Source organism: Mammaliicoccus sp. D-M19, assembly GCF_022386695.1.
In the GTDB taxonomy this organism is placed as follows: domain Bacteria; phylum Bacillota; class Bacilli; order Staphylococcales; family Staphylococcaceae; genus Mammaliicoccus; species Mammaliicoccus sciuri.
Genome location: NZ_JAJNHW010000005.1, coordinates 97,978 through 119,305 on the forward strand (window position 1 = coordinate 97,978; position 21,328 = coordinate 119,305).

17 protein-coding genes are annotated in these 21,328 nt (G+C 32.1%); 5 read left to right on the forward strand and 12 right to left on the reverse strand.

What is annotated here, in order from left to right:
- Positions 1-94 precede the first annotated feature (94 nt).
- Complete coding sequence (locus tag LQ675_RS10865; RefSeq protein ID WP_048543115.1) at positions 95-1,078, forward strand: DUF1002 domain-containing protein; 984 nt, start codon at positions 95-97, stop codon at positions 1,076-1,078.
- 40 nt (positions 1,079-1,118) lie between these two features.
- On the opposite strand, the gene alsT is transcribed toward LQ675_RS10865, so the two are convergent.
- The 3 genes from alsT to parE form a co-directional block, all read right to left on the reverse strand.
- Complete coding sequence (gene alsT / locus LQ675_RS10870; RefSeq protein ID WP_239727972.1) at positions 1,119-2,681, reverse strand: glutamine transporter AlsT; 1,563 nt, start codon at positions 2,679-2,681, stop codon at positions 1,119-1,121.
- Between the two features lie 84 nt (positions 2,682-2,765).
- Positions 2,766-5,180, reverse strand: coding sequence for a DNA topoisomerase IV subunit A (parC, locus tag LQ675_RS10875; RefSeq protein ID WP_075577927.1), 2,415 nt, complete (start codon positions 5,178-5,180; stop codon positions 2,766-2,768).
- Positions 5,180-7,183: a DNA topoisomerase IV subunit B gene (gene parE, locus LQ675_RS10880; RefSeq protein WP_239727973.1), complete on the reverse strand. Its 2,004-nt coding sequence runs from the start codon at positions 7,181-7,183 to the stop codon at positions 5,180-5,182. The genes parC and parE overlap by 1 nt, the downstream gene beginning before the upstream one ends.
- 201 nt (positions 7,184-7,384) lie before the next feature.
- Between parE and plsY the strand changes: the two genes are divergently transcribed.
- On the forward strand, positions 7,385-7,966 hold the full coding sequence (gene plsY / locus LQ675_RS10885; protein WP_048543123.1) for a glycerol-3-phosphate 1-O-acyltransferase PlsY: 582 nt from the start codon (positions 7,385-7,387) through the stop codon (positions 7,964-7,966).
- Positions 7,967-7,979: 13 nt separating this feature from the next.
- A complete protein-coding gene (locus tag LQ675_RS10890; protein WP_239727974.1) occupies positions 7,980-8,279 on the forward strand; it encodes a HesB/YadR/YfhF family protein in 300 nt (99 codons plus the stop codon).
- A gap of 53 nt (positions 8,280-8,332) precedes the next feature.
- Here the strand turns inward: LQ675_RS10890 and menI are convergent, their stop codons facing one another.
- From menI to LQ675_RS10905, 3 genes are all read right to left on the reverse strand, one after another.
- Positions 8,333-8,779 (reverse strand): 1,4-dihydroxy-2-naphthoyl-CoA hydrolase MenI, encoded by a 447-nt coding sequence (gene menI / locus LQ675_RS10895; RefSeq protein ID WP_075577926.1) that lies wholly within the window; start codon positions 8,777-8,779, stop codon positions 8,333-8,335.
- A 163-nt stretch (positions 8,780-8,942) separates the two neighbouring features.
- Positions 8,943-11,651, reverse strand: a complete 2,709-nt coding sequence (acnA, locus tag LQ675_RS10900) for an aconitate hydratase AcnA (RefSeq protein ID WP_075577925.1) — start codon at positions 11,649-11,651, stop codon at positions 8,943-8,945.
- A 244-nt stretch (positions 11,652-11,895) separates the two neighbouring features.
- Entirely contained in the window at positions 11,896-13,521 is a 1,626-nt protein-coding gene (locus tag LQ675_RS10905) for a glycine betaine uptake BCCT transporter (protein WP_048543133.1), read from the reverse strand.
- A gap of 200 nt (positions 13,522-13,721) precedes the next feature.
- Between LQ675_RS10905 and mscL the strand changes: the two genes are divergently transcribed.
- On the forward strand, positions 13,722-14,081 hold the full coding sequence (mscL, locus tag LQ675_RS10910; RefSeq protein WP_048543134.1) for a large conductance mechanosensitive channel protein MscL: 360 nt from the start codon (positions 13,722-13,724) through the stop codon (positions 14,079-14,081).
- 66 nt (positions 14,082-14,147) lie between these two features.
- Here the strand turns inward: mscL and LQ675_RS10915 are convergent, their stop codons facing one another.
- The 3 genes from LQ675_RS10915 to sbcD form a co-directional block, all read right to left on the reverse strand.
- Positions 14,148-14,765: an SCO family protein gene (locus LQ675_RS10915; RefSeq protein WP_048543136.1), complete on the reverse strand. Its 618-nt coding sequence runs from the start codon at positions 14,763-14,765 to the stop codon at positions 14,148-14,150.
- Between the two features lie 95 nt (positions 14,766-14,860).
- A complete protein-coding gene (gene sbcC / locus LQ675_RS10920) occupies positions 14,861-17,884 on the reverse strand; it encodes an exonuclease subunit SbcC (RefSeq protein WP_239727975.1) in 3,024 nt (1,007 codons plus the stop codon).
- A gap of 1 nt (position 17,885) precedes the next feature.
- Positions 17,886-19,013 carry an exonuclease subunit SbcD gene (sbcD, locus tag LQ675_RS10925; protein WP_239727976.1) on the reverse strand — a complete coding sequence of 376 codons (1,128 nt, stop codon included), beginning with the start codon at positions 19,011-19,013 and terminating at the stop codon, positions 17,886-17,888.
- A 75-nt stretch (positions 19,014-19,088) separates the two neighbouring features.
- Between sbcD and LQ675_RS10930 the strand changes: the two genes are divergently transcribed.
- The gene (locus LQ675_RS10930; RefSeq protein ID WP_025905909.1) at positions 19,089-19,595 is read left to right on the forward strand and encodes a DUF2621 family protein; all 507 of its coding nucleotides are present in this window, start codon (positions 19,089-19,091) and stop codon (positions 19,593-19,595) included.
- A gap of 20 nt (positions 19,596-19,615) precedes the next feature.
- Here LQ675_RS10930 and LQ675_RS10935 read toward each other — a convergent pair whose 3' ends face one another.
- From LQ675_RS10935 to LQ675_RS10945, 3 genes are all read right to left on the reverse strand, one after another.
- A complete protein-coding gene (locus tag LQ675_RS10935; protein ID WP_025905907.1) occupies positions 19,616-20,086 on the reverse strand; it encodes a CcdC family protein in 471 nt (156 codons plus the stop codon).
- Positions 20,087-20,124: 38 nt separating this feature from the next.
- A complete protein-coding gene (locus LQ675_RS10940) occupies positions 20,125-20,811 on the reverse strand; it encodes a cytochrome c biogenesis CcdA family protein (protein ID WP_080964705.1) in 687 nt (228 codons plus the stop codon).
- A gap of 185 nt (positions 20,812-20,996) precedes the next feature.
- Positions 20,997-21,227 carry a YneF family protein gene (locus LQ675_RS10945; RefSeq protein WP_025905903.1) on the reverse strand — a complete coding sequence of 77 codons (231 nt, stop codon included), beginning with the start codon at positions 21,225-21,227 and terminating at the stop codon, positions 20,997-20,999.
- Positions 21,228-21,328 lie beyond the last annotated feature (101 nt).

Below are 21,328 nucleotides of genomic sequence, written 5' to 3' on the forward strand. Positions count from 1 at the left end.
ACCTCATTCTGAAGACCTATTACATATTATACATTTGATGATAATATAATGATAGATATATTTTATATCAATAAATTTGAGGATGTGCAAACATATGAAAAAAACAAAACTATATATAATAAGTGTTCTTTCTGTTTTATTATTATCTACTATTCTATATCCGAAACATCAAGCCCATGCGGTAACTGAAGAGGCTTGGGATAATGCCGTTACTGTTTACGGTGCAGCATTACAAAATAATACAAGTGCTAAAGATACAACTTCAAACTTATTAGGTACTAAAAACAGTGACAAGACAACTTACGTTACTGCTGATGATTTAAATAAATACTTAAATATGCAATCATCAAATGATGTCTTAAAATCAAGTATTCGTATTACAAAGACTTCTAAAGGCAGTGGTCTTAACTTAACGATTAATCAAGACCAAGGTCAAATTACAAAAGTAACAAAAGACACATATAAAAATGCATTAATGACAGCTGGTATTAAAGATGCTGATGTAACAATTGCTTCAAGTGAAGATGTTACAGGTGAAAGTGCATTAGCTGGTGTATACAAAGCATTTGAAGAGCAAGGTGAAGAAGTAGATTCAAATAGAACACAAGTCGCTCAAGAAGAGTTATCTACAATTAACCAAATAACTGAAGAAAATAAAGGTCAAGAAGGATTTTCTCAATCACAATTAAACAAAACGATTGCAGAATCTAAACAAGCAGTAGCTGAAAAGTCAGGTAATGTAACAATCAATGAAATTACAAATATCGTTAACCAAAAAATCGAAGACAATGGTTTAACAAACGTTATTAATGATAACCAAATTAATATGATTGTTAATGTTATTGATAAAGCACAAAAAGACGGTGTTTTTAGCGGTGAAAATGCAAAAGATTTTATAAATAACTCGAAAGATTATGTTAATGATTTAGTTAAATCTGATGAATTTAAAGATGCAAAGAAAAAAGCTGAAGATTTAGGTAATGATATTAAAGACAAACTTCAAGACGAAGGTTTCTGGGATAAACTTGTAAATGCCATTAAAGATATCTTCAATTCAATTGCAAACTTATTTAAATAAAATGAAAACGCCATGGACACGTGTCCATGGCGTTTTCATTTTATTTATCTTCGTCTTTAACATCATCTTTAATATTTTCAAATGTATCTTCTTTAGGTTCATCATACTTTGTTTTTACTTCAGATGATTGTTCTGTTGTTTCTTTTTTATTTATTGTTGCATAAGGGTTTTCACCCCATGCTTCGATATTATTAAAGTTAACTTTTAAGTTTTCAATTTTAAATACTGGATTTAACTTACGCTTTCTTTGTGCACGATAATCTTTAGCAACTTCAAATACGACAGTTGCAAGACCAAATAATGCTACGATATTGATAATCGCCATTAATCCCATAAATAGATCTGCTGTATCCCATACTATTTGAACTTGTACTACTGAGCCAACAAAGACCATTGCTACAACTAAAAGTCTGAAGACAAACATAACAAATTTATTTTTAGTTAAATATTCAATATTTGATTGACCGTAGTAATAGTTACCAATTATTGAAGAGAATGCAAACATAAATACGGCTAGCGTTAAGAATATACCACCAAATTCACCTACATGTGTTATCAGTGCTTGTTGTGTTACGGCCACACCTTGTGGCGCATCAGCTCCAAATTGTAAATCTGTGTAAAGCAACAACATAATTGCCGTTGCTGAACAAATAATCATTGTATCAAAGAATACACCTAATGATTGTATTAAACCTTGCTTAACTGGGTGGCTAACTGCTGCAGTTGCTGCTGCGTTTGCTGCAGAACCCATACCTGCTTCGTTTGAGAACAATCCACGTTTAATACCTTGCATAATTGCAAATCCCATTGCCCCACCAAATGCAGGATGGAAACCAAATGCACTTCTTACGATATTTTGAATCATTGGCCAAATTTGATCAACATTCATAAATAGGATATAACCAACTAAACCAATATATCCAACTGCCATAATTGGAACGATAAATGAAGATACTGTTGCAATACTCCTTACCCCACCAAAGATAACTAATGCTGTAATAATAGCCAAGATAATGCCTGTTATCACATTTGAAAATTCATATTGTTCATTTAAAGAAGCAGCAATCGTATTAGATTGAACTGTGTTAAATACAAATGCAAACGTTACTGTTATGAGAATTGCAAACACAACACCAAGCCATTTCTGACCTAAACCACGTTCTATGTAATATGCTGGTCCTCCACGGAACCCACCTTCTTTATCTTTTACTTTATATACTTGTGCTAATGTTGCTTCAAAGAATGCGCTTGCTGCACCAATGAATGCAATAACCCACATCCAAAATACTGCACCTGGGCCACCTAATACAATCGCAGTTGCAACACCTGCGATATTACCAGTACCAACACGAGAAGCAGCACTTATTGCAAATGCTTGGAAAGAAGATATACCTTTTCTTCCATCCTCTAATGTTTCAGGCTTTTCAAAAATGACTCTAAACATTTCTGGTAACCATCTAAGTTGTACTACTCTAGAACTTATTGTAAAAAATACGCCAGCTAGTAGTAATAGGAAAATTAAGTTTTGAGTCCAAATTAAATCATTACCCCATTGAACAAAGTTATGAAACCAACCTGGGATATAACTATCAAAATCCTTCAAAGAAATCCCTCAATTCTAATAATATAGTCATAATAAATCGCTATCATGATTTTACCATGTGCCATTCATTATGACTATAATTTTTTAATCTATTGCTTTTTCTTCAAAATATGCATTAATTATGTGACCGAAGTCATTTTCGTCAATAACAAATCGACCATTTGTATATCGTTCACTAAAGTTAAAGTCTTTAGTATTAACTTTGACTTGATTTTTTTCTGAAATCATCACACATGTTTCATCTTCTGCTATTGTTCTAGCAAATACGATTCTATGTGCTTTAGATTTTAGTTCTTTTAAAATCATTAAGCCACGTTGAGATCTTTTAGCAGGTACAAATTGTTCTGCTTTCATTCTTTTAACTGAACCACGATTCGTCACAATAAAAACAGATTGATTATTTGGTAATTTATCTGTCATTACAACTTTATCATTGTCTTTTAAGTTGATAGATTTAACACCTGCTGCTTTCAAACCAATGTCGGATAATTCATCTGTATCATAAGTTAAGCTCATACCTTTTTCAGTAATCACTGTTATAAGTTCATCGTTTACTATTTTCAGTACGGAAACAACTTCATCGTCACCTTTAAGTTTAATGGCAACGAGTGGTTTTGTAATTCTGCTCGCTTTAAATTTATCATTTGTAGACTTTTTGATCATGCCGTTTTTCGTCGCGATAATATAATTAGACGATGGCTTGAAATCTGTTTCTTTATTAACAGAAATGACACGTTCGTCATCATCAATTGGAATCATTTGTGAAATATGTTTACCAAGATCTTTCCACTTTAAGTCCACAATTTCATGTACGGGTATAAATAAGTAATTACCTTTATTTGTGAATACAATTAACGTATCTTGTGTATTCATTTTTTCGTGCATTAATAAGTAATCACCGTCTTTGAGTCCTACCTCATCTACACCGCTTGCGATATAACTTCTATTAGAAGTACGTTTAATGTATCCATCATGCGTGACAGAAACGATTGTTTCTTCACTCGGAACTAAAATTTCTTTTTCAATTTTAATTTCTTCGATTTTTTCTTCGATTTCAGTTAACCGTTCATCAGCAAATTCTTTTCGAACAGCTCTAAGTTCGTTCTTAATGACTTTAAATAATGATTTTTCATTTTCTAAAATATCTTTTAAGCGTTCGATAGTTTGTTTGAGTTTATCAAATTCATTTTCTAAAGAAACAATATCTGTATTTGTTAATCTATAAAGTTGTAACATCACGATTGCTTCAGCTTGTTCTTCAGTAAATTCATATTTCGCAATTAAATTCTCTTTCGCATCACGTTTGTTTTTAGAAGCTCTAATTGTTTCAATAACTTCATCTAAAATAGACAATGCTTTAATTAAACCTTCGACGATGTGCATGCGTTTTTGTGCTTGAGATAATTCATATTGAGAACGTCTTGTTACGACTTCTTTTTGGTGTTCAATATAGCTTTCTAGAATTTGTTTAAGTCCTAATAATTCAGGTCTTCTATTATTGATTGCAACCATATTAAAATGATATAGCACTTGTAAGTCTGTGTTCTTGTATAGATAATTTAGAACACCTTCGCTATTAATATCTTTCTTAAGTTCAATTGCAATTCGTAAACCTTCTCTATCCGTTTCATCACGAACTTCTACGATTCCTTCTATTTTCTTATCAGCTCTGAGTTCATCAATTTTCTTAACTAATGTACCTTTGTTTACTTCAAATGGTACTTCAGTTACGACGATTTGTTCTCTTCCGCCTCTAATTTTTTCTATTTCTACTTTACTTCTAACAACTATTTTACCTTTACCTGTTTTATAGGCTTTCTTAATACCATCTAACCCTTGAATAATACCGCCAGTTGGGAAATCTGGTCCTTTGATATGTTCAATTAATTCATCTACAGTTGTACTTGGTTTATCGATAAGCTTTAATGTCGCATCGATGACTTCTCCTAGATTATGCGGTGGAATATCAGTTGCATAACCTGCTGAAATACCTGTAGATCCATTGACTAATAAGTTAGGATACCTAGCTGGTAATACCATCGGCTCCATCGCTGTATCATCAAAGTTTTGTACATGTTCAACTGTTTCTTTATCTATATCTTGTAATAACACTTCGGCTAGTTTACTTAATTTAGCCTCAGTATAACGCATTGCTGCAGGAGGGTCATTATCAATACTACCGTTATTACCGTGCATTTCTATTAGTACATGTCTCAATTTCCAATCTTGACTCATACGTACCATTGCATCGTAAACAGAAGAATCACCATGTGGATGATAATTACCGATTACGTTACCAACAGTTTTAGCGCTTTTTCTAAAGTTTCTATCATACGTATTACCGTCTTTATACATCGCAAATAATATTCTACGTTGTACTGGTTTCAATCCATCTCGTACATCAGGAAGCGCACGGTCTTGAATGATATATTTACTATATCTACCAAATCTATCTCCAATTACATCTTCTAAAGGAAGGTTTTGAATTTGTTCAACCATTATTTAACTTCCTCCTCTAATGATTCTACTTCATCATCAAGTACTTGAATGTCATCACTTTCAAGTATACTTTGATCTTCTTGCATACCGAATTGAACGTGTCTTTCAATCCATTCTCTACGTGGTTCAACTTTGTCACCCATTAATGTTGTCACTCTTCGTTGTGAACGTACTTCATCATCAATACTTACTCTAATTAATGTTCTTGTTTCAGGATCCATTGTTGTTTCCCATAATTGATCGGCATTCATTTCACCTAAACCTTTATAACGTTGAAGTGTGAAGCCTTTACCAATTTTCTTCATTAATACTTCTAAATCTTCATCCGTCCATGCATATTCAACTTGTTTTGACTTACCTTTACCTTTTTCTAATTTATATAAAGGTGGTAATGCAATATATACTCTACCTGCTTCTAATAGCGGTCTCATATACTTGAAGAAGAAAGTTAATAATAATACTTGAATATGCGCACCATCAGTATCGGCATCTGTCATAATAATCACTTTGTTGTAGTTACTATCTTCAATATTAAAGTCTGCACCTACACCAGCACCTATTGTATGAATAATCGTATTGATTTCTTCATTTTTAAAGATATCTTCAAGTTTAGCTTTTTCTGTATTAATAACTTTACCTCTTAACGGTAATATTGCTTGGAATTTACGATCGCGCCCTAATTTAGCTGATCCTCCGGCAGAATCCCCTTCGACTAAATAAAGTTCGTTTTTCTCTGTATTTTTACTTTGTGCTGGCGTTAATTTACCAGATAATAAAGTTTCTTTACGTTTGTTTTTCTTACCATTTCTAGCTTCTTCACGCGCTTTTCTTGCTGCTTCACGTGCTTGAGATGCTTTTATCGCTTTTTTAAGTAATGATTTTGATAATTGACCTTTCTCTTCTAAGTAGAAAGGAAGTTGATCTGACATTACAGAATCAACAGCTGCACGTGCTTCTGTTGTACCTAATTTAGACTTAGTTTGTCCTTCAAACTGTAATAAATCTTCTGGAATTCTTACAGAAATAATAGCTGTAAGACCTTCACGAATATCGCTTCCATCAAGGTTTTTATCTTTTTGTTTAAGTTCACCGATTTTACGAGCATATTCATTAAACACACGTGTAAATGCTGTCTTTAAGGCTGTTTCATGTGTTCCACCGTCTTTAGTACGAACATTATTAACGAAACTTAGAATTGTTTCAGAATATTGGTCATTAAATTGAAAACTAATATCTACTTCAATTCCATTTGATTCGCCACTAAACATAGCAACGTCATGCAACACGTCTTTGCCTTCGTTTAAATAATTAACAAATTCTTTAATACCGTCTTCATAGTGATAAAATACTTCTCTAGGTTCTTCTCCCCTTAAATCAGTTACTTTTATTTTAAGTGCTCTCAGTAAAAATGCTGATTCTTGAAGTCTTTCGCATAACGTTTCAAAGTTAAAATGTGTTGAAGCTTTAAATATTTTAGAGTCTGGTTTGAAATGGACCGTCGTACCTGTTTTACGTGTTTTCCCCTTTTTCTCTAATGTTGTTACAGGTACACCACCGTTTTTGAATTTTTGTTTATAAATATGTCCTTCTCTATAAATCGTTACTTCTAACCATTCACTCAAAGCATTAACGACCGAAGCACCTACGCCGTGTAGTCCACCAGATGTTTTATAGCCGCCTTGACCGAATTTACCACCGGCATGAAGGACAGTAAATATAACTTCAGGTGTTGGTTTACCAGTCTTATGTAATCCTGTAGGCATCCCCCTACCGTTATCACAAACAGAAATACTATTATCTTTATGAATGGTCACTTCGATTTCCGTACCGAAGCCATTTAAAATTTCATCAACAGAGTTATCTACTATTTCATATACTAAATGGTGAAGTCCGCGGACATCTGTTGAACCAATGTACATACCAGGTCTTTTTCTTACTGCTTCTAAACCTTCGAGTACTTGTATTGAATCTTCACCATATTGAACTTTTGCTTGTTTATTCAATATTTCTCCTCCTACAAACGTACGTTCGTTTCTTTTACTTTACAATAGTTATTTTGTTATAAATCCCTAGAAAATGCAAGTCCTATCCCTAATTGTGGTACAATTTCCCTTTACATTGTAATGACAATATCATATTTTTAAATAGTAACCGATATACAGTTATGGTAAACTATTAGTACCTGCTATCAAAGGAGTGTTTCAATAATGACATTTGTTGTTATTATACTTAGCTACTTAGTTGGATGTTTCCCAAGTGGCCTTGTGTTAGGTAAGTTATTTTATAAAAAAGATATTCGACAATTTGGAAGTGGCAACCTGGGTGCTACAAATACATTTAGAGTATTAGGAAAAAAAGCTGGATTTATCGTGATGTTTTTAGACATCTTCAAAGGTTTTATTGTAGTTTTCTTCCCAATATGGTTTAATGTAGATATTCCTAGCATATTTGTAGGTATTTGTGCGGTAGTCGGACATGTATTTCCAATATTTTTAAAATTCAAAGGTGGAAAAGCCGTTGCAACAAGTGCAGGTGCAGTTCTAGGTGTACATCCGATACTATTAATTATACTAGCTATTATATTCTTTGTAATTCTATATTTAACTAAATATGTATCATTATCTAGTATTGTAGCGGGTATAAGTTGTTTTATAGGTGCTATTATCATTGGTGATATACCATTCCTAATCGTATCTATTGCAATATTGGTTATACTACTCGTCAGACACCAATCAAATATTATAAGAATATTCAAAGGACAAGAACCAAAAATCAAATGGATGTAAAGGAGAATGCACTATGAATTTAGAAATTACTGAAAAAGCTATCGAATGGTTTAAAGACGAATTAGAATTCAATGATGATCAAGCCTTACGATTTTTCGTTCGTTACGGCGGTGAATTTCAGTTAAAACAAGGCTTCTCACCCGCATTTACTGTAGAAGACTTAAGTTCTTCTGAAGTTGGTTTTAAAGACGTGAAAAACGATATTCCATTTTTTATTGATGAAAAAGATTTATGGTACTTCGATGATAATGACTTAGTAATTGATTTAAATGACAATGGAGAAATTAAATATGAAGTCAAAGCTTCAAGATAAACTATAAAAGCAGATGTATTTCGTGTATTTAGCGAAACACATCTGCTTATTTATTATAGTTTACGGTCTACACCTTGTTCAGTTTCTTCGTGAATTTTTAAATATGCATTATGCCATTCAGGGAAACTTTTATCTAGTCTAATTGGTCTGTTTGAACCTTTTTTCAAGCATACATGTGTTGTAGATCCTGTTGACACAACTTCTCTTTGTTCATTTAATATCTCGTAAGAATAAATTGATCTTATTGGTGAATAATAAGAAATCCACGTTTTAATGATAACTTTTTCTGGATATGTTATAGACTTTTTATAAGTAATATTCAAATCAACAACAGGAGAAATAATACCTGCATTTTCCATATCTGCGTAACTAAATCCTGCTTTATAAATGTAGTCTGTTCTTGCTACTTCAAACCAAATGGCATAATTTGCATGATAAACAACGCCCATTTTATCCGTCTCTGCATATCTAACATCTATTGGTGTTTCACTATAAATCATGATTCAATCCCTCTTTCTAAATTCCTTAACCTAATCATAACATAAATATAATTACGCCTGTGATTATATTCTTTTATATACATATATTTAATGTTTATATAAAAAGCAGTAGACATTCAATTTACAAAGAATATCTACTGCTCTTATATAAATTAGCTTTATATTATTGTGCTAATTTATTTCTTAATACCATTTGTAGTATACCACCGTGTCTGTAGTAGTCAATTTCAACTTCAGAGTCGAATCTTGCTAAAGCTTCAAATTCAGTAACTTTACCATCTTCGCTTGTAGCTGTTACTTTAAGAATATCACGTGGTTTAACACCTTCATGAATATCTACTGAAATTGCTTCTCTACCTGTTAAGCCTAAGCTATCTGCTGAGTCACCTTTTTTAAATTGTAAAGGTAATACACCCATCATAACAAGGTTAGAACGGTGAATACGTTCATAACTTTGAGCAATAACTGTTTTAACACCTAAAAGATTTGTACCTTTAGCTGCCCAGTCACGAGAAGAACCCATACCGTAGTCATTACCAGCAAGCACACATAAACCAATACCATTTTCTTGATATTTCATTGAAGCATCAAAGATAGGCATTACTTCTTCTGTTGGCCAATAAGTTGTGAATCCACCTTCAGTTCCAGGTGCTAATTGGTTCTTAATACGAATGTTAGCAAAAGTACCTCTCATCATAACTTCATGGTTACCACGACGAGAACCGTATGAGTTAAAGTCTCTAATTGCTACATCATGGTCTTGCAAGTATTTACCAGCTGGTGTATCTTTACCGATTGCACCTGCAGGAGAAATATGGTCAGTTGTAACTGAGTCACCAAATTTACCCATTACTCTTAAATCACTTAAAGGTTGAATATCTTTTGGTTCTTTAGATAAACCTTGGAAGAATGTAGGGTTTTGGATATATGTTGAACTTGGATCAAAGTCATATAATGGTTGATCTGTCGTTTCAATTTGATTCCAAACTTCATTAGATTCAAATACTGTTTTGTATTCTTCTCTAAATAATTCAGGTGTAACAACTGATAATACAGTGTCTCTAACTTCTTCAATTGATGGCCAGATGTCTTTTAAGTATACATCTTCACCATTAGATCCTTTACCGATTGGATCGTTTTGTAAATCGATATCAACAGTACCAGCTAAGGCATAAGCAACAACTAATTGTGGTGATGCTAAGTAGTTAGCTTTAACTAATGGATGAATACGACCTTCGAAGTTACGGTTACCAGATAATACTGAAGTAACAAGTAAATCTTCTTCAGCAATCGCTTTTTCAATTTCAGGTAATAATGGACCTGAGTTACCGATACAAGTTGTACAACCATAACCAACTAAGTTGAATCCAAGATCATCTAAATACTCTTGTAATCCAGCATCTCGTAAATAACCTGTAACAACTTTTGAACCAGGTGCCAATGAAGTCTTAACGTAATCTGGTACTTTTAAGCCTTTTTCGATTGCTTTTTTCGCAACTAAACCTGCACCTAACATTACATATGGGTTAGAAGTGTTTGTACAAGAAGTAATGGCTGCTATTGCAATGTCACCAGTCTTCATTGCAGTCTTCGTACCATCTTGTAATTCAATATCTACAGATTTATCAAATTCTGATTTATCGAAACCATGACCTTGGTTACCTGCAGGTGCAGTCACTGAATCAACAAATGATTTTTTCATGTCGCTTAATTTGATTAAATCTTGTGGACGTTTAGGACCAGATAATGATGCTTCAACTGTTGATAAATCTAGATCTACAACATCTGTATATGTTGGTTCTACATTTTCAGCATTGAAGAACATATTGTTTTCTTTTAAGTATTTCTCTACGACATTAACTTGTTCTTCAGAACGTCCAGTTAAACGTAAGTAACTTAATGATTCATCATCTACTGGGAAGAAACCACATGTAGCACCATATTCAGGCGCCATGTTAGCAATTGTTGCTCTGTCTGCTAATGGTAATTTTTCTACACCAGGACCAAAGAATTCAACAAATTTACCTACAACACCTTTTTTACGTAACTCTTCAGTTACACGTAAAGCTAAGTCAGTAGCTGTTGTACCTTGTGGTAATTCGTTTGTTAATTTAACACCGATAACTTCAGGAACTGGGAAGTATGAAGGTTGTCCAAGCATACCTGCTTCGGCTTCAATACCACCTACACCCCAACCTAATACACCAATACCGTTGATCATTGTTGTATGTGAGTCAGTACCTACTAAAGTATCTGGGTAAGTTACTAATTCATTTTCTTCTTCTCTAATGTGTACAACGCTTGCTAAGTATTCCAAGTTAACTTGGTGAACAATACCAGTAGCTGGTGGTACAGCACGATAGTTATCAAATGATTTTGTTGCCCAGTTTAAGAATTGGTAACGCTCGATATTACGTTCAAATTCTAATTTCATATTCATTTCTAATGAATTTGGTAATGCATAGCTATCTACTTGTACAGAGTGGTCAATAACTAAATCAACAGGTACTTCAGGGTTGATTTTAGATACATCTCCACCAACATCATCCATAGCTTTACGTAAAGAAGCTAAGTCTACAACTGCAGGTACACCTGTGAAGTCTTGTAGAATAACACGTGATGGTTTAAATGGTACTTCTGCATTAGCATCGTTAGATTTACCCCATTTTGCTAAATTCATAATATGTTCTTCTTTAATGACACGTCCATCAAACTGTCTTAATACTGATTCTAATAATACACGAATAGAATAAGGTAGTTTATCAACATTAGATAAACCTAATTCGTCTAATGTTTTTAAGCTATAAAACGTGTATGTTTTGCCGTTCAATTCAAAAGATTTTTTAGATTGTTCTTTTAAACTTGAGCTCATTATTAGTTCCCCCTTTAAAATTGTGCAAGTTAATGCTTCATATACAATTGTATAATCAATACTTTAGTAAAACAATACATTGCGCTTAAAAATGAATATATTTATCATTCAAGTTTATAATAGGATGCTATAAGTTTTACTTATGTATTTTCAAATATACATAATTTTTAGTTATTAATTGATAATGATTATCAACTATAAATAAAAAAGGCTGAGACATCAATTTGTCTCAGCCCATCACTTATTAATCTTCCATTTCTCTTGCTAAACGACGTTGTTCTTTTAATTCTTGTTCATATTCTCGTTTAGATTTTTCTACATATTCTTTCATACGATGCTTATTCGGTGTAATCGATAATCCAAGATATTTTCTTTCTTGGTTTGCATCTTTGTAGAATGCAATTATCATCAAGATGATAATAAAACTAAATGGGAATGCTGAAATAATTGCTGCTGATTGTAGTGCATTTAATCCAGTATCTCCACCTGATAATAACAATACAAACGCGATTAATGATTGCGCGATACCCCAAATTACTTTTACCATACCTGATGGATTTAATGATCCATGAGTTGTTTGCATACCAAGTACGAAAGTAGCTGAGTCAGCTGAAGTTACAAAGAATATACATACTAACGCTAAAGCTAATATAGATAATGCGATACCCATTGGCATTTCATTAAACACACCAAACAATTGCGTTTCAGTAGACATTTTGAATACTTCTGGTGCTTTCTTACCTACTTCAATACCTGTTACGCCAAATACACTGAACCAAATAAAGCTAATGATTGTTGGTACAAGCATAACACCTAGAATAAATTCACGAATAGAACGACCTCTAGAAACGCGGGCAATAAATATACCTACGAATGGACTCCAACTCATCCACCAACCCCAGTAATAAAGTGTCCAAGAATTTAACCAAGTATTTTTTTGTTCACTTAATGGCGCTACATCGAAACTGTTGAATAAAAAGCTATCGAATAATGCACCTGTTGAAGATGTAAACATGTTTAAAATTAAAATTGTAGGTCCTAGGATTAAAGTAACAATTAATAATAATGAAGCTAAAACTAAATTTGTATTACTTAAATATTGAATACCTTTACTTAAGCCACTCCATGCACTTGCAAGGAATAATATTGTTACGATAATGATGATAATACCTTGAACAACAATGTTATTTGGAACACCAAATAAATATTCTAATCCACCATTGATCTGTAAAGCACCCATACCTAATGAAACGGCAACCCCTACAACAGTTGCGAATACTGATAACACGTCAATAATTGTACCAATAGGACCATCCACTTTATCACCTAATAAAGGTCTTAAAGTTTTAGATAATAATCCTGGTTCACCTTTTCTAAATTGTGCATAAGCAAGTGCTAAAGCTACTACACCATAAATGCCCCATGCATGGAAGCCCCAATGTAAGAATGTTGAACGCATAGATTCAGTCATTGCTGCTTTTGTTTCTGGACTTGCTGTTGGTGGTGATAAGTAGTGTGACATTGGCTCAGCAGCACCGTAGAATACTAAACCGATACCCATACCAGCACTAAATAGCATTGCAAACCATGATACAGTGTTAAACTCTGGTTTATCCTGTGGTCTACCCAATTTCAGTTTACCAATTGGACTAAATATAATGAACACACAGAAGAACACCATACCTATTGTGATAATCATGTAGTACCAACCAAAGTATGTAGAAATCCAACTACTGATATCACTTGTAACATCACCAAATTTTGTAGGGAAAATCGCACCTATTGCTACGATAATACCAATTACAATTGCTGATGCTGTAAAAACATTTGATAATTTTCTGCCGTTAGGTTGAATTGGCGAATTTGACATTTGCATACTCCTTTCAAAATAACAAACTTTTAATTATGTATTCCCGTTTTAACTAATTTTATTCGTGATATTTTCAAATAAATGCTATATGAAAACAGCAACATTCAACACTTTAACAAATATTACACTTAAAATCAAATTGACTATTTCTTTTTATGCTATATTCATGTATGATAAAATTCGATAAGGAGGTGTTTAATATGTCATTATTAAAAGAATTTAAAGACTTTGCTTTGCAAGGTAACGTTTTAGATTTAGCAATCGCCGTTGTTATTGGTGCTGCCTTTAACAAAATTGTTACATCTTTAGTTGAGAACGTCATAATGCCACTTATTGGATTAATTTTTGGAGAAGTAGACTTCGCTGAAAAATGGTCATTAATGGGTATCAAGTACGGTCTATTCATCCAATCTATCATTGACTTCTTAATCGTCGCATTCGCACTATTTGTATTCATTAAAATTGCAAATACTATTATGAAAAAAGGCGAAGAAGAAGAAGAAGTTGACGAACAAACTGTATTACTTACAGAAATCCGCGACGCTTTACGCGAAAAGTAAGTTTTACATATTTAAAAAACCATCGATTATTGATTGTTCAATAATCGATGGTTTTTTAAATGTTTATTAATCTTCTACTGGACCTTCTTCTACTAATGTTTTAACATCAGCTACAATTTCAGATTTAGGGAACTTCTTATCCCCAGCATCCTGTCCGCTATATGATTTAATAATTTTTCCATTCTGATCTATTAAATAGAAACTTGTACCATGTGTGACTTGAGTACTACCTTTAGGTGGTGGCGCCACGATTGATTTAAAGTTATCTTGTGCGTATTGTTTAATAAATTTGAAATCGTAGTTCGTCAATAGCGTCCATTTATTATCTGGTACATTATATTGTTTAACGTAATCTTTAAGTTTTTTCGGTGTATCATTTGCTGGATCCACACTAAAACTTAATACCCCATAATTTTTAACGCCATCTTTTTCAAGTTGATCAATAACAGTACTCATATTGTATGTCATTGGTGGGCATACTGTTTCACAATTCGTAAAGATAAAGTCAGCTATATACACTTTCCCTTTCATATCTTTTTGCGAAAATTTATGACCATCTTGATCAGTTACATTGAATGACTGCATTTTATTGCCAAATTGACTGTCTGGTTCAATCGCGTTATTACTACATGCACTCATTATCATCATACTTGCAACCAATATTAGAAATATTCCCTTTTTCATCCTAACACTCCCATAACTCTATTAGTTAAAATATATCAAATAAAAATCTCAACTTAAATACGTAATTTAATCTATTTATGTCTTTGATGTGTCATTCAATTATTCGAAAATACCGTTGTACTTAAAAATCCATTCTTGTTTACATTTAATATGGTTGGAATTCTTGTCTTTAATTCAGATACGTGAGAAATAATACCGACTAAACGACCGGACATTTGGATATTAACGAGTGTATCGAGCGCAGTTTCTAAAGTTTCAGCATCTAATGTACCAAAGCCTTCATCAATAAACATCGATTCTAGATGGATGGCACCCGCTTCTTGCTGCACAACATTCGACAATCCTATCGCTAGCGACAACGAAGCTTGGAATGTTTCCCCACCTGATAATGATGTAATATGTCTCGTTCTATTTGAAAATCTATCAAACACTTCTATTTCCAAACCACTTAACCCTTGTGATTTTTCCTTTCTACGCACGAGTTGATAGCGATTATTCGTCATTTTAAGAAAATGTCTATTTGCATTATCTAATATATGATTTAAATAATAAATCAGCACATAATTCTCCAATGATAATTTCTGGCTATTCTTCCCATTCAAAATTCTCGATAAATCAATCATTTCTTCTTGTTCTTTAAGGTCTTGATTAATCTTATCTATCACGTTAAGAATCGCTTTAGATTTTTGGTCATTTTGTTCAACCTTTAATTGCAGTTGATTCAATTGTTTCGTTAAATTGTTTAGAGAATCTTTAGCACTTACTAATTGTTCTTCCGTATTAGTGATATCAGGCATTTCTTGATCTCTTACTTTTTTGCTAAGTTCTTTAACGACCGCTTCAACTTCTATATACTTTTTGTCATATTGCTGAACACTTTCTTCTAATCGATCAATATCCTCTACTTGTAATAACAACTCATCTAACTGAGCATATGAAGAAATGTCATGTTTGTTCATTTCAGCACTTAAATAGTCTTTTGTAGATTTAATTTGTTCTTCAATCATAGATAAACGTTCTTTAACCGTAACATGTTGCATTTGTAATGTTTGCTTATCATTTTGATATTGTTCTTGTTGTTCATTTAATTTTTTCATACTTTGATCAAACTTAGATAATGTTTGTTCTAACGTATTAACTCGTTCAACAAATGATGATACTTCAGTATACCCCGTCTCTTTATTAAAGTACGCTAAATCATTTTCATATGTAGATATTTTATGGTTTAAATCATTTAATTGTAATGTGTGTTCTGTTATCTGTTTATCTACAGCATTTATTTCTTTTTGTAGACGTTGAATATGCTGACGATTCTCTTGATAAGTTTTTAATTTACTTACAATTTGTTCAACACTTTCGTTTAATGATGCTATATCTTCTTGTACATCATATACATTACTTAACTTGTTTAATTGTTCATTCGTCAAATTAATTCTTTCTTTATAAGTCGTAATGTGTTGATTTACTTCTTGTAACTGCTGTTCAACTTCTAATTGTTTCGCTTTTTCTTGTTTTAAGCTTTCAAAATCAACATCTCCATTGATTGTTTCTATGATTGATCCACATATAGGACAATCTTCACCTTTATGAACATGCTTTTGAAGTTTCAATATTTCATCTTCCACATTCAATATATCAAACGTCTTTTCGGCATCAATACGTTGTTCGAGTGACGTTTTTTCATTTTCATATTCTACTAGTTTATGATTGTATACTTGTACTTTCTCTTCCAACACTTGTTTATCTGCATACAGTTTTTGTGTTGTTTCTAGACCTTGTAATGTTAACTTCATTGTTTCTTGTTCTTTTAATTGATTTTGCTCATCTTGTTCGTCATAAGTAATGTGTCCAAGTTTACTATTTAATTGCTCTGTTTCCTTCTTGTCTTCTTCAATTGCATTATTTAGTGCTTTTTGTTTCTCCTTATGTTTTACCAGGTTTTGTTCTGCTTCTATATATTTATCTATATTTACTTTTATATGTTTAGTATTTTGAACAAATGCTCTATATTCTTCGATTTGTTTATGTTCTTTATGCAGAGCATTTATTTGTTGTACAATTGATTCTAATTGTTGTGCATTATCACTTATTTGTTTTTGAAGTACTTCATCATTTTTTAATTCGTTTGTATGGTTAGTTTCTTTATCTTTAAGTTGATGATATTGATATGTTAAAGACTGTACACTTTTTAAGTATTTAACTTGTTTCTTTAAATCATTGATTTCTTTCTCTTCACTTTTCAACTGATTTAATTCTGCTTCTTTAACTTGTAACGTTTCAAAGTTTCCTTTTAATGCTTTCTCCTGTTCAAAGACATTTTCAATTTCACTAACTTGTTGCTGCTGTTTAGCTTTCAAATCTGTTAGTTCTTTTAACTTTTCTTGTCCTACCGCTTCATATGACGTTAATGCATCTTGAATCACTTCATAACGATAGCCTTCAACTTGTTTATGTTCTTGTAACGCTTCGTCATCAAAATCATGCATGTCATTTAAATATTGTGTAATTTTTTGATAGTGACTTTCGATTAATGCGATTTCTTTCTTCATTTCTAGTTCTAATTGTTCTTGTAACGACTCAAAACGATTACTATCGAATAGTGTTCTTAATATACTTCTTTTATCTGTGCTGTTCGAAACGAGAAACTGTTTGAATTCACCTTGAGGAAGAATCAATATTTGTCTAAACTGCTTAACATTCATATGTAATAACGCTTTTAAATAATCATTGCTTGTATTAATACTTTTCGTTTCTAATGACCACTTATCATTTATTTTTTTATATACTTCAACAGTTGCATTCGTTGGGTTTTTATTACCTTCTTTAATGTATTTCACAGTTCTTACGACGCTATATTGCTCGTTTTTAATTTCAAATTCAAATTCTACTTTTGTAGGTAACTTAGGATCAGCAAAATGGCTTCGCAAATCAACTTCTTCACGCGATTCTGTCGATGTCTTACCAAACAAAGCATAAACCATCGCATCAAAGATCATCGTCTTTCCTGACCCCGTTTTTCCACAGATTAAAAATAATTGTGATTTAGATAAATGTGTAAAATCAACTTCCTCATTTATAAATGGTCCAAAATATTGCATCTTTAATAATAAAGGTCTCATCTTATTCTCGTGCCCCCTTATTTAAATCATTTTCTAACAATGCGATGATTTTTTCTTTTTTTATGCCTTCTAACGGTTCACCCGTTACATGATCATAAAATGATTCAATAATTTCTAAATCCGTCAAAGTATGAACATCCACATCTATTTCATCATTTGCAACTTCATAATCTCTCCTAGATATTTGAAGTGTATTAGGATATATACTTCTTATCTTCATAAGTGGATCTGTCACATGGTCCATATCAGACAATTTAAAGTGAAAATAGTCTTCACGATGTTTAATGTCTAATTTTTCATGTATGACATCTTCATAACTTGCTTGTATCACTTGAAATGCTCTTCTAGGTTCTATTGGAATAAATGACTCTTTAAATGATTTATGACCAAAATCAAATAGTCTATATCCTTTAGATTGATTTGCCTCTGAAAATGAATATTGCATTGGTGTTCCAGAATAAAATATGTAATCGGACTTTATCGCAAACGGGTGATGTAAATGACCTAATAATACAGCATCGAATATTTCAAATGTATCGGCACTGACTGTCTCTATTGTTCCGATAGATAATGGTCTTTCAGAGTCTGTCGATTCACCACCAGCAACGAATAAATGACCTATTAAAATATTCGTTTCATCTTCTTTTATAACTTCTTTCATTTTATGAACAATAAATTCAGTCGCTTCCTGATGTGTATGAATATCTTTTACTTCAAACACATGTCTAATATCAGCAGGTGTAAAGTAAGGCATTACGTATATATTGACATCATTCACTTTAATAGGTTCAAGTAACTGATCATATCCCGTAATAATTTTTAAGCCTGTTTTTTCGAACCATCTCTCTCCATAGTTTAAACGTTCTTTACCATCATGATTTCCACTTATAGCTATTACTGGCGTGTTAAGTTCTAAGTTGATTGTTGAAAGCGCATCTTCAAGAATAACCATCGACTCTTTATTGGGATAGTGTAAGTCGTATAAATCACCGCTAATGACAACAATATCTGGTTGATGTTCTTTAATTGCATCGAATAATTTTGAAAGTATAAACTTTTGATCTTCTATTAATGATTGACCATTGATGGTTTTACCAATGTGCCAATCAGCAGTATGTAAAATTTTCATTTTAAAGCTCCTTTTATAATATTTATTAGACAGGTTGAAACGCTTCATTTATACTAAATCTAAGGAGTGATTTCATTGAGTAACGCATTTATATTTTTTATTATTTTATGGTGCATCGTATTTATTTCGTTACTTGCAATCGGTGGATTCTTTATGTTTCGTAAATTCTTAAAACGTATGCCTAAAGATAATGGTATGAGTGAACTTGATTGGCAAGACTACTACATTAATAAAGCTTTACCATTATGGAATGATGAAGCACGTAGTTTATTAAACGAACTCGTTTCACCTGTTCCAGAATTATTTAGGGATGTTGCGAAAGAAAAGATAGGTGGACGTGTCTCTAAAATTGCTTTAGAAGAACATGCCACAACAATCGAACTTGACCATATCATGAGAGGATATATCGTAGCAACACCAAAAAGAGATCACAAATTCATGAAGAAAAAGCTAACCGAACTTAATATAGATTATACACCATATTTAAAATTGTTCGAATTAGCTGATGATGAGAAGAATAAATTTTCTATCTTTGATCATAGAGAAGAAATTTCAAATGCAAAAACAACGCACACTCAATAATTGAGATGTGCGTTGTTTTTTTAATTTACAATTGGCATACGGTCTTTTAATTTTTTATATTTTACATACATGGCTATTCTCCAAGGTACAATCATACTAAATGCGAGTAAGAAAAACATACCTGCTAATTGACCTGGATCGATTGAATCACTTAAGAAAAATTTACCGACTGATCTAATGATTAATAACGATATTAAAATAACCGGAAATAATTTAGAACGTTTCATATAAATTTCTGATCCTTTAACTTCAAAGTTAGAAGTAAAGATAAGAAATAGAGAAAAGAACAAACCAACTAAAATTGCTTCTATAATTTCACTGCCATTTAATCTAAAGTACGGTACAACATACATCAATGCACCTGTAGCCATAAAAAATGGCGGTAATACGATCTTTTTAGCATTCGTTGGATAATTTTGTGCTTTCATTCTAACAACAATAACTGCCAATCCCATTAAAGCTGCTATTACAAATGAAAAAAGGAAATACATATCTAAAACCCCTTATAAGTACGAAATATCAATAATATTTAATTTAAACCTAATGATTGGAAGAATATCGTAATCTCCGTTAATAAATCAAAGAACAGTAATATTCCCATAATTATCATAATTATACCACCAAACTTCATGATAGCAACATTGTACTTTTTAATAATTTGTAATTTAGTTATAAAGAATGTCAGTATGAAAAATGGAATGCTGAATCCTAATACATATAACAACATATAAAGTAATGCTTGTGATGAATTAGTAGCAGCTAACGTACCAATCGCTGCAATAATTGGACCATTGCAAGGTGTCCATCCTGCAGCAAATGCCATACCTATAAGAAAAGTACCTATATAACCTGTGGGTTTCGTCTTGAAATTTATTTTACGGTCTTTCATTAGAAATTGTGGTTGAAATACACCTAATATAATGAGACCAAATACAATAATAATAATGGCACCTAATTGCCTGATTAACGTTTGGTAATTAATCAGCATACCAGAAATATATCCTATACCCATTCCTAGTATCATATATATAACACTAAAACCAAGCAAAAAGATAATCGTATGTAAAATTGCATTACGACTAAGTCCTTTAGTTTTGATGTCGTCATAACTCATGCCTGTTATATAAGAAATAAACGCTGGATAAATGGGTAATACGCAAGGAGATACGAAACTTAATATGCCTGCACCAAAAGCTACAAATACTGTGATTTCCACAATGATCCCCCTCTCACTCATATTCTATTTTATCAAATAACAATTAAGTTAAAACACCTTTATTTGAACAATAAGTGAAAACTTAAACAAAATAAGAAACGAGCCTTAGACTGTTGTGTACGTCTGAGACTCGTTTAAAAATATCACGGTTATACGTTTTATTTTTACTTATGATTAATATAAGATTATTTAATTTTTTGATCCATATTCTTATTCATCATTGTCATCATTTGATTAATTTTCTTTTGAGATGGTTTTTGACCCATTTGCATCATCATCATACGTAACATTTCTTCGTTAATTGGTGGATTCTTTTTCAAGTAATCCATCATATATTTACGTGCAAGGAAGAATCCAAGTGCAAGCCCACCGATTAATGCCACGACGATTAATAATATTGCTAACCACGTTGCCATTATTTCACCCACTTTCTGTATCCTATAAAAGTTTACTAAATTCATTACATTTTATCAAGATGAAACTTAATGTTTAAAATGAAAAAGCCTCAGCCAAGTTT

Excerpts from the sequence above, each read along its gene's own strand:
- LQ675_RS10865 (WP_048543115.1), top strand. The coding sequence starts at position 95 with ATGAAAAAAACAAAACTATATATAATAAGTGTTCTTTCTGTTTTATTA.
- parC (WP_075577927.1), bottom strand. The coding sequence starts at position 5,180 with ATGGTTGAACAAATTCAAAACCTTCCTTTAGAAGATGTAATTGGAGAT.
- LQ675_RS10890 (WP_239727974.1), top strand. The coding sequence starts at position 7,980 with ATGAATTTAGAAATTACTGAAAAAGCTATCGAATGGTTTAAAGACGAA.
- menI (WP_075577926.1), bottom strand. The coding sequence starts at position 8,779 with ATGATTTATAGTGAAACACCAATAGATGTTAGATATGCAGAGACGGAT.
- acnA (WP_075577925.1), bottom strand. The coding sequence starts at position 11,651 with ATGAGCTCAAGTTTAAAAGAACAATCTAAAAAATCTTTTGAATTGAAC.
- LQ675_RS10905 (WP_048543133.1), bottom strand. The coding sequence starts at position 13,521 with ATGTCAAATTCGCCAATTCAACCTAACGGCAGAAAATTATCAAATGTT.
- mscL (WP_048543134.1), top strand. The coding sequence starts at position 13,722 with ATGTCATTATTAAAAGAATTTAAAGACTTTGCTTTGCAAGGTAACGTT.
- LQ675_RS10915 (WP_048543136.1), bottom strand. The coding sequence starts at position 14,765 with ATGAAAAAGGGAATATTTCTAATATTGGTTGCAAGTATGATGATAATG.
- sbcC (WP_239727975.1), bottom strand. The coding sequence starts at position 17,884 with ATGAGACCTTTATTATTAAAGATGCAATATTTTGGACCATTTATAAAT.
- sbcD (WP_239727976.1), bottom strand. The coding sequence starts at position 19,013 with ATGAAAATTTTACATACTGCTGATTGGCACATTGGTAAAACCATCAAT.
- LQ675_RS10935 (WP_025905907.1), bottom strand. The coding sequence starts at position 20,086 with ATGTATTTCCTTTTTTCATTTGTAATAGCAGCTTTAATGGGATTGGCA.
- LQ675_RS10945 (WP_025905903.1), bottom strand. The coding sequence starts at position 21,227 with ATGGCAACGTGGTTAGCAATATTATTAATCGTCGTGGCATTAATCGGT.